Source organism: Bacillus cereus group sp. N24 (assembly GCF_016483345.1).
GTDB lineage: Bacteria > Bacillota > Bacilli > Bacillales > Bacillaceae_G > Bacillus_A > Bacillus_A toyonensis.
Window position 1 is genome coordinate 1 of record NZ_JAEHCA010000106.1, and the last position, 384, is coordinate 384.

Here is a 384-nt window from a genome sequence, read left to right on the forward strand (position 1 = left end):
GGAGGATTAGCTCAGCTGGGAGAGCACCTGCCTTACAAGCAGGGGGTCGGCGGTTCGATCCCGTCATCCTCCACCATTTAGCCGACTTAGCTCAATTGGTAGAGCAACTGACTTGTAATCAGTAGGTTGGGGGTTCAAGTCCTCTAGTCGGCACCAGTAACTATGGCGGTTGTGGCGAAGTGGTTAACGCACCGGATTGTGGCTCCGGCATTCGTGGGTTCGATTCCCATCAGTCGCCCCATTTTTTCTTAAATATATTAATATGCGGGTGTGGCGGAATTGGCAGACGCACCAGACTTAGGATCTGGCGCCTTTGGCGTGGGGGTTCGACTCCCTTCACCCGCACTTTTAATAAAATATCTCATAACATGTCTTGCGGAAGTA

Annotated in this window: 4 tRNA genes; all 4 read left to right on the plus strand. The window is 51.6% G+C overall.

From position 1 onward, the window contains the following. The 4 genes from JDS95_RS30560 to JDS95_RS30575 all read left to right on the plus strand — a co-directional run bounded on the left by JDS95_RS30560 (position 1) and on the right by JDS95_RS30575 (position 345). A tRNA-Val gene (locus tag JDS95_RS30560) sits at positions 1–76 on the plus strand. A gap of 4 nt (positions 77–80) precedes the next feature. After that, positions 81–156: transfer RNA gene (locus tag JDS95_RS30565), tRNA-Thr, on the plus strand. A gap of 9 nt (positions 157–165) precedes the next feature. Continuing rightward, positions 166–241 (plus strand) — tRNA-His (locus tag JDS95_RS30570). A gap of 23 nt (positions 242–264) precedes the next feature. Next, a tRNA-Leu gene (locus JDS95_RS30575) sits at positions 265–345 on the plus strand. The last annotated feature ends 39 nt before the right edge of the window (positions 346–384 follow it).